Source organism: uncultured Campylobacter sp. (assembly GCF_938040115.1).
In the GTDB taxonomy this organism is placed as follows: Bacteria; Campylobacterota; Campylobacteria; order Campylobacterales; family Campylobacteraceae; genus Campylobacter_A.
The window spans coordinates 1-7,781 of record NZ_CALHXD010000129.1; the positions used below are offsets into that span (position 1 = coordinate 1).

General features: G+C 39.9%; 7 protein-coding genes and 1 tRNA gene. 3 read left to right on the forward strand and 5 right to left on the reverse strand.

Going from position 1 to position 7,781, the window contains the following annotated elements; all coding sequences use genetic code 11:
- The first annotated feature begins 279 nt into the window (after nucleotides 1-279).
- The 3 genes from Q0314_RS04920 to Q0314_RS04930 all read left to right on the forward strand — a co-directional run bounded on the left by Q0314_RS04920 (nucleotide 280) and on the right by Q0314_RS04930 (nucleotide 1,617).
- Nucleotides 280-1,017, forward strand: coding sequence for a YaaA family protein (locus Q0314_RS04920; protein WP_298057168.1), 738 nt, complete (start codon nucleotides 280-282; stop codon nucleotides 1,015-1,017).
- A gap of 120 nt (nucleotides 1,018-1,137) precedes the next feature.
- Entirely contained in the window at nucleotides 1,138-1,440 is a 303-nt protein-coding gene (locus Q0314_RS04925; protein WP_002948071.1) for an HU family DNA-binding protein, read from the forward strand.
- Between the two features lie 90 nt (nucleotides 1,441-1,530).
- A tRNA-Leu gene (locus Q0314_RS04930) sits at nucleotides 1,531-1,617 on the forward strand.
- Between the two features lie 808 nt (nucleotides 1,618-2,425).
- On the opposite strand, the gene Q0314_RS04935 is transcribed toward Q0314_RS04930, so the two are convergent.
- The 5 genes from Q0314_RS04935 to Q0314_RS04955 form a co-directional block, all read right to left on the reverse strand.
- Nucleotides 2,426-3,307, reverse strand: coding sequence for a hypothetical protein (locus Q0314_RS04935; protein WP_298057171.1), 882 nt, complete (start codon nucleotides 3,305-3,307; stop codon nucleotides 2,426-2,428).
- A 153-nt stretch (nucleotides 3,308-3,460) separates the two neighbouring features.
- Entirely contained in the window at nucleotides 3,461-5,725 is a 2,265-nt protein-coding gene (locus Q0314_RS04940; RefSeq protein WP_298057173.1) for a TonB-dependent receptor, read from the reverse strand.
- A 203-nt stretch (nucleotides 5,726-5,928) separates the two neighbouring features.
- A complete protein-coding gene (locus Q0314_RS04945; RefSeq protein WP_298057176.1) occupies nucleotides 5,929-6,792 on the reverse strand; it encodes a TonB family protein in 864 nt (287 codons plus the stop codon).
- Nucleotides 6,792-7,184: a biopolymer transporter ExbD gene (locus Q0314_RS04950; protein ID WP_002950784.1), complete on the reverse strand. Its 393-nt coding sequence runs from the start codon at nucleotides 7,182-7,184 to the stop codon at nucleotides 6,792-6,794. Before Q0314_RS04950 ends, Q0314_RS04945 begins: the two co-directional genes overlap by 1 nt.
- Nucleotides 7,177-7,611, reverse strand: a complete 435-nt coding sequence (locus Q0314_RS04955) for a MotA/TolQ/ExbB proton channel family protein (protein WP_298057181.1) — start codon at nucleotides 7,609-7,611, stop codon at nucleotides 7,177-7,179. The genes Q0314_RS04950 and Q0314_RS04955 overlap by 8 nt, the downstream gene beginning before the upstream one ends.
- Nucleotides 7,612-7,781: the final 170 nt, after the last annotated feature.

The window sequence follows — 7,781 nt, forward strand, 5'->3', positions numbered from 1 at the left end:
ATCAAGCCTCATGCCGTCATTGTAAATACTACTATCCTCGAAAGAATTTTGGATTTTTAAACCGCTTGAAATTTGCGTATTTAGCTTGTAAAGCGCTTTCATATTGGTCTGATAGTCGTAGTTATTCGTAAATTTCATCAGCTGATTTGTCATTCTCATCGCATTTTTCCTTAAATTTAATTGAGCTCTTGCAAGCAAATAAAGTTCCACTCGTTATATCGTCAAATTTCAAAATTTATTTAGTTTTTGATATGATTTTGCCAAATTTAAGGAGAACAAATGAAAGTACTCTTTTCGCCGAGCGAAGCAAAAACCGCCGTAAGTCCAAATAAATTTATAGATAAAAACGCCTTTATTTTTCCAAATTTATATGAAAAACGGTATGAAATTTTAAAAATTTACGATGAATTCTTGCAAACGGCCGGATTGGAGCAAATTTCAAAACTTTTCGGCGTTAAAAATTTGACCGATGAGCCGAGTTTGCGAGAAAGCCTTTTTAAAAAAGGCGCGGTAAAAGCAATCCTGCGATATGACGGAGTAGCCTACAAACACCTTGATTACCGCAGCCTTGATAGCGCGGCGCAGGAGTTTATAGATAAAAATACGTTGATTTTTTCAAATTTATTCGGGCCTGTGACGGCAGCGGATGCACTGCCTGAATACAAACTAAAGCAAGGCGAGCGGATAGACGGGTTAAATTTGGAGGAATTTTATAGGCAAAATTTTAGCAACGAGATAGATGAGTGGCTGGGGAATGACGATATTTTAGACCTTAGAGCCGAGTTTTACGAGAAATTTTACCGCATACAAAAACCATTTGCGACCTTTAAATTTCTAAAAAACGGTAAAGTCGTCAGTCACTATGCCAAAGCATACCGCGGGATAGTTTTGAGGCAAGTAGCGCAAAACGGGGTAAAAAACTTCAGCGAACTTTGCAAAACCGATATAGAAAATTTGCGCCTTATAGACATCAAAAAAACTGGACTAAAAAGCGAGTTTTTGGTGCAAATAGTCTAAAATTCGAGCTTTTTAGTCAAATTCGCGCAAAAATCGTTAAATTTTCGGCTAAAAACTATTGTATTTTTTATAAAAACGTTGTAAAATGCCCGCATATCACTTCTTATTAAGGATGGTTCTATGAAAAAAGCTGATTTTATTCAAGCTGTTGCCGATAAGGCCGGTCTTTCTAAAAAAGATTCTCTAAAGGTAGTTGATGCCGCACTAGAGACTATCGAAGAGGTTCTTAAAAACGGCGATAGCATTAGCTTTATAGGCTTTGGTACATTCGCTACTGCCGAAAGAGCCGCTAGAAAAGCAAGAGTACCGGGAACTACGAAAGTTATAGATGTTCCTGCCAGCAAAGCGGTTAAATTTAAAGTAGGCAAAAAATTAAAAGAAGCAGTAGTAGCAGGCGCAGGCAAAAAAGGCAAAAAGAAATAATCACCCTTTCATGAAAGCTCAAGATTGGGCTTTCATGTTTTTTAATCTCTTTTTTATATCTTTCAAGGTAAAATCTCACTTCTTTAATTAGCCCGAGTGGTGAAACCGGTAGACGCGCCAGACTCAAAATCTGGTAAGGGCAACCTTGTGTCGGTTCGAGTCCGACCTCGGGCACCATATAAACTTACAAATATCCAAAAATACACTATTCTCGACATATATAATGTTTAAAAAGTAAAATAGAATATTCCAAACCAACTACCAGCTGGTAAAGTGTAATTTTTGTGCTTTTAGTAAAGCATAACACATATGCTATTTTGTTTTAACTACCGTAAAACCATTTTATGTATGTTTTGATTGTCGCCAAAATTATTTACATAACTCTAGGTCTATTCCAAAGGTCATAGTTGTATTTTTTGTCATCCCGCTACGCTCCTTTTAACTTCGCGGACGAGTGAAGCCCGCCCTTGTGACGAGGGATTTCGTCCCCTCGACCCATCTAAAGCACACGTCGGCGCGTCGGCCTACGCGTATAGTGCAGTTTTTAATCATTTTTCAGCCTTTTTTATCTTTATATTATTAAAATTGAGATGCAAATTTATACAACGGAGGCGCTAAAATGGACGATTTGGTTAATGGCTTGTTTATTGGCGTCGTATTCTATTTTGCTTTTATGTTTTTTGGGCTTCTTTTTCTTGCTATTTGCGCTTTTTGGTATATTTCTATCCCGCCATTTTGTATTTACGTGTATTTTAAATATTTCAGAAAAGAGGGAAAATTTGAGGCTAGAGTTTTTTAGAGCCTTAAAACTCTTTTGCAAGCCTCAAGCCATTTCATAATAATCTCCAAACTCGTTAAATTCTATTTTTTAAATTAAAGAATATGGATTTACGGTTGCAAATCAAACCACTAAGCAACCGCTACGACAGCAAGCCTAAACGTCGCGCTAGTTTTAAATTTAGCCTAATTTGGCTTCAAATTTAGGTTATTTTGCCGCTATGCTTGCTAGCTCGTAGTGTGCGATGATTTTATTGTGAATGAGTAGCGAGATATAAATCACCGCACCGCCTAGGCAGAGTCTTAGTATATCCGCATCTTTATGCCAAAATACTAAATTTACGATGATGGCTGCAGGTATGAGAGTGTTATTCATGATGGCTAGAGTTCCGCTATCTACCTCGCATGCGCCTTTGTTCCATAAAAAGTATCCTAGACCGCTAGCTCCGATACCAAGCCACAGCAAAACCGCACCCTGCGTGAGGTCGAGGTTGATTTTTTCAGGATTGCCAAACATGGAAAATGCTACGCCCGTAACCGCGGCGGCTCCGACGAAAAAGTAACCAAAAACGCCTCGCTGCTCGTTAAAATCACGCTTTTCCAGTAAAAATTTATACGCGCTCTGTCCGACGCCAAAGCATAAATTTGCCCCCTGCACGAGCAAAAATCCATGCCAAAAGCCGGCATTTACGTTACCGTATTTGATAATGAGAGCGCCAAAGACCGCGATACCTACGCTAAACAGATACAGCAGCCTAAGCCTGCCCGCGAGCACATCATAAACCACGCTCACGTAAAACGGCGTAAATATCGTAAAGAGCGCGACCTCGGCGACGCTAAGGTAGGCAAACGAGTTGTAGTAAAAAATATACATCGCGCCGATCTGAATCGCGCCGATCGCGGCTACTTTGGCGTAGAGAGCGAGGTTTTTTGCGGCAAAATCCTTAATCATAAAGGGCAAAAATACGCCAAGCGCAAGCACTACGCGCGAAAACGCGGCAAAGTAGCTATCCACTCGCCCCGCCAAAAACTCGCCGATGAGGCTAAAGCTAAACGCCCAAAGCACCGTAACAAAGATCAATTTTTTCACGTATTCTCCATTTGAGTTAATTTTCGTCTGAAATAGTAGCAAAATAGGCTTAAATTTATATGCGGTCAAATTTAGCAAAAAAAGATTATGTAAGTCAATTTTAGAGCAGAAACCAAGAGCGCCGCTTTTATCGCAGCGACTCGGTCGTTAAATTTAATATCTATACTCAAAACTCCCCAGTATCGTCCTACCCCTGGCAGCGTTGTTAAAGATAGTGATGTCGTCGTTAAATACGTCGCTGGAGTAAGATGAGTTATAAGTATAAAGCGCGTCCATGTAGTTTTTGTCGAATACGTTTTGCACTTCAAATTTAAAGGTTAAATTTTTAATCGGCTCGAAGGTGAGGTAAAAATCGAAAATAGTTGGGATTTTTGGCAGTTCTTGTGTATTGATAATCTTAAATCTCGGATCATTTTCGTCAAAAGCACCCCAGTTAAATTTAGGATTTATCCTTTTTGCCTTACCAGTAATTTTGGCTATAGAACCAAGAACTAACTTTTCATTAAAAAGCCTAGTTCCAACGTCTATCGTAGCGTAATATTTCGGCAGTTCGCTAAACTGCGTAGTTCCACTAGCAGGTCCGTTCGTCCAGTCTAGCGCGAAACTATCTGAGGGCTGATAGGAAGATTTTTGACGAGTGTATGAGGCTTTGGCGTAAAATACGTCCATATCGTATAAAAACTCGAGCTCAAAGCCTTTTAAGGTGGCTTTGTCATTTAATCTAGCCAAAAACATCGTAACGTCGCCGCTAGCATTTGTGTAGCCGATTATCCTATCGTAGATAAAATTTTTTATTTTAGTATTGTAGTAAGCGGCTTTAAGCCCAAAAACGTCGTCGTCCGAAAAAATACCGTGCTTGTGGCTATTAAAGCCGATCTGATAGGTTTTTGCGGTTTCTGGTTTTAGCCCGGTGTTTATATCTTCATAAACAGAGCCGGAAGAAAAAAGTTCCTGTACGTTTAGCGGCCTAGTCGTCCTTTCGTAGCTGATAAACGGCGAAAACAACTCGTCAATCTTGGCTGAAGCCATAAGAGAATAGTTTAAATCGGTATCTTTTCTTTTAAAGTCTCCGGCCTCTTGTGGAGAGCAGTAAGGATTACCTGCTAAACATTTGCCTTTTATACCGCTCGTTTTCCAATTTACGAGATTTAAATTTGCATCGAAGGTAAAAATGTCGTACTCAAGCGAATTATCTAAATAATAATTAAATATCTTTTGTTTACCGTCTGGTATAGGATACGACGTCCTAAGTGTAGAGTACGCCTCGTCTCGAGTAACGCGTTTATATTCGTTATTTAGGGCATTTATGCCTAGTTTTGAGCTAAATTTAAGCTTATCTGTTATATCAAACAAAAAGGTATTGCTAAGATCAAAAACCAGAGAACTATTTTTAAATTTCATCCCCTTTTCAAGATCCGCCCACGCCAGTCTTGCTTTTTTATCGTAAATTTGTCTGGTTTTATTATAAGATAAGAGCAAATTTATATCGATCAGGTCAGAATACGGATCAAAACGATAATCAAGCTGATAGTTGTCGCTGGTTATATCTCTTTTAGCTAGATAGTTGCTATATCTCCTATATGTCAAAATAGCTTTATTTATCTCACTATCGTATTCCAGCTTAAAAAGATAGCTTTTAGGACGTTGCTCCAGCGAATCGGTATCTAACGCTGTAGGCAAATCAGGCACGCCGTCTCCGTCGATGTCTTTATCATTGTCTTTTATTTTGCCACCGCCGCCTATCTTATAGTCTTGCGAGATTTTTTTACCGCTATATCCAAAAAGTACGCCTAGGCTTTGTCCGCCGTCAAATTCTTTTTTTGCCGCGACACTACCCATATAGCTTGGCCCCACGCCGTTTGAGCCATAGCTATATCTACCTAAAAAGCCAAAAATGTGGTCGTCAGTTATAACGTCATTTACGCCTATGGTTCTAAAATTCGCACTTCCCATAAGCCCGTTTTGGGCACCGCTAAAACTTCCTCTCTCGATGTCTATACCTACTAGGAAATTTTGATCTATGAGTGCTCCAAAGGCTGAAGTGCCAATGTTGCCGGTAAAGTTATGAACCCCACCCGTATCGCTCGACGTACCGTAATAAGTCTGCGTAACTCCATCTATCATCGTGTTTACGCGCCCAAGCCCTGTAAGCCCGCGGATGTTTACGGACACACTGCCCTGGGATTGGTCTATTTGCGTGTAGCTGCCTGGCAAGCTTCTAACTACGGAGTCTATACTTTGATTTTCGCTTCTAATATCCTCTCGCGAACTAACGGCTCCAGGCGTCGAAAACGCCTTTTCGCTATTTTTGACCTCAGTAGCCGAGACTTCCAAGGTACTAAAATCGACGTCTTTTGCGTCGGCGCTCGCTAAACAAATAGCCAATATGCAAGCTATGTTAAATTTAAAACTATTCATGATGCTTCCTTCTAGATTATTTTTTATAAGCGGATGTCAGGCGGCTTAAATTTGAAGGCGTCAATAACTTCTATAACTATATGGTAAGCCGTATCAAAATCATTATCTTATCATTTAAGAATTGTATCACCGCATATATAAATTTTTACTTATACCGGTTATCTTTAATTAACTCTTTTTAAACTATGGCACGATAGATAAATTTATTTTTTTGAGGCTTTATATTTTTTTATATTAAATTCGATTGGAAAATTTAACGTCAGATCGTGATCTGAGCCCATCATTTCACTAGGAGGTGACGGCAGGGGTGAAGCGCGGTTAAAAAGCTCCGTCGCTTCGTTGTTTAAAATCTCAAATTTGCTCCCTTTAGTCAATAAAACGCTTAGCACTTCGCCGTTAGCTGCTATTTTTACTCTTACGTAAACGACACCTTCAAATCCACTTAGAAGAGCATCGCTCGGGTATTTTTTGTGCTTGTTTAAGTGCGACACAACCATACCTTGCCAACTTTTTTTATCTGCACCGGAACCTGCGAAACTGCCGACTATCCTAGTTCCACTACCGCTAATGGGGGCCGAAGCTACGTTATCCTTTACTACGGAGTTTATATCCGAGTCCAAATTTGAAACTTTTTGTGTGTCTTCATTGCTTTTTTTATTTGTTTCTTCGGCGATTTTTACTGGTTTTTTTACTATTTTCTTCGGTTTTATTTTAGGTTTTATTTTTTTTGGCGTTTCCTGTTTTTTTACGACTTCAATTTGAGATTTTACCTCCTCTAACGAGGCTATCTCTGGCTTTTCCTCTTCTTTGGCCGCTGTTTCTTCTTCAAGTTGCGGTGTGGAGGATTTTTGAGAATTTACGGCAGCCTCTTTGAAATCGCCTATCGATAGATCTGAAATTATCATAATCGACTCGATTTGGTCATTTTTTATCGGATAATCAAAGCCACCGAAATTCTGCTCCAAATTTATAGCCTTGCCACTATTTGCGATAAAAACAAAAAGTGCCGCATGCAACGCTGAAGCAAGAATAAAAGCAAATACCCAAGCAAGACGCGGAATTTTCATCAGTTTACAACCTTTGTCGAAAAAGCTATTTTAGTATATCCGGCTATCTTCACTCGCTCGACGGCATTGATCAAAATCTCATAAGGCACGCTTTTATCGACGTGAAAATACACTATCGCCTCATAGTTGCGTCCGCTTTTTATATCCAGCGCCTGCGCGATATTCTCCGCTAAAACGGCTTGACTGCCCAAATAAATTTCGAATTTATCATTTATACTTAAGATTATAGGCTTATTTACGTCCTCTTTTTGTTTGGCAACAGATTTTGGCAGCTCGACTTTCACAGAGCTGGTTACTATGGGCGTAACTACCATAAATATAATCAAAAGTACAAGCATAACGTCGATAAAAGGCGTTACGTTTATCTCGCTTAGCTCTTCTTCGCTATTCATTTTCCGCAGCCAGTCTATCAAATATCAAATAAATTTGAGAACTAAGCAGCCCTAAACGAGCATTAAATTTAACGCTACACCGCACCAGATAGTTATAAACCAAAACCGCTGGTATCGCGGCTACGAGCCCAAGAGCTGTGGCAAAAAGCGCCTCTGCAATACCAGGAGCCACCACGCTTAGGCTGGCGTTGTTGCTGTTTGCTATACCCACAAAGCTGTTCATTATGCCCCAAACCGTCCCAAAAAGCCCGACAAAAGGTGCAGACGAGCCGATGCTAGCGAGCACTCCAACCCACCCTCTCATCACGTTCGCGAGAGACGATTTTTTAAGATCAAGCCTTTGTTTTACTCGCAATTTCATATTTGCGTCAAATTTGATGCTTTTTTCGCATTTAAAGCCTGCGGCGCAAATTTCGCTAGTCTGCAAAGCTTTAAACCCTAATAGCGAAACAAACCTAATCTAACCGAGGCAACCCGCAAAAGGCATCTTGGCTAGACTACTTGGTACTTAAAAAACAAGAATGTAAGAAAATCGCTTTTGCATGAGGCCTTTGAGGTATCATGCGAATTTATCCGAAAGCAAACCGTATCTTGCTC

What these genes read in the sequence shown, in the direction of transcription:
- Q0314_RS04920 (WP_298057168.1), top strand. Translation starts at nt 280, where the DNA reads ATGAAAGTACTCTTTTCGCCGAGCGAAGCAAAAACCGCCGTAAGTCCA.
- Q0314_RS04925 (WP_002948071.1), top strand. Translation starts at nt 1,138, where the DNA reads ATGAAAAAAGCTGATTTTATTCAAGCTGTTGCCGATAAGGCCGGTCTT.
- Q0314_RS04940 (WP_298057173.1), bottom strand. Translation starts at nt 5,725, where the DNA reads ATGAATAGTTTTAAATTTAACATAGCTTGCATATTGGCTATTTGTTTA.
- Q0314_RS04945 (WP_298057176.1), bottom strand. Translation starts at nt 6,792, where the DNA reads ATGAAAATTCCGCGTCTTGCTTGGGTATTTGCTTTTATTCTTGCTTCA.
- Q0314_RS04950 (WP_002950784.1), bottom strand. Translation starts at nt 7,184, where the DNA reads ATGAATAGCGAAGAAGAGCTAAGCGAGATAAACGTAACGCCTTTTATC.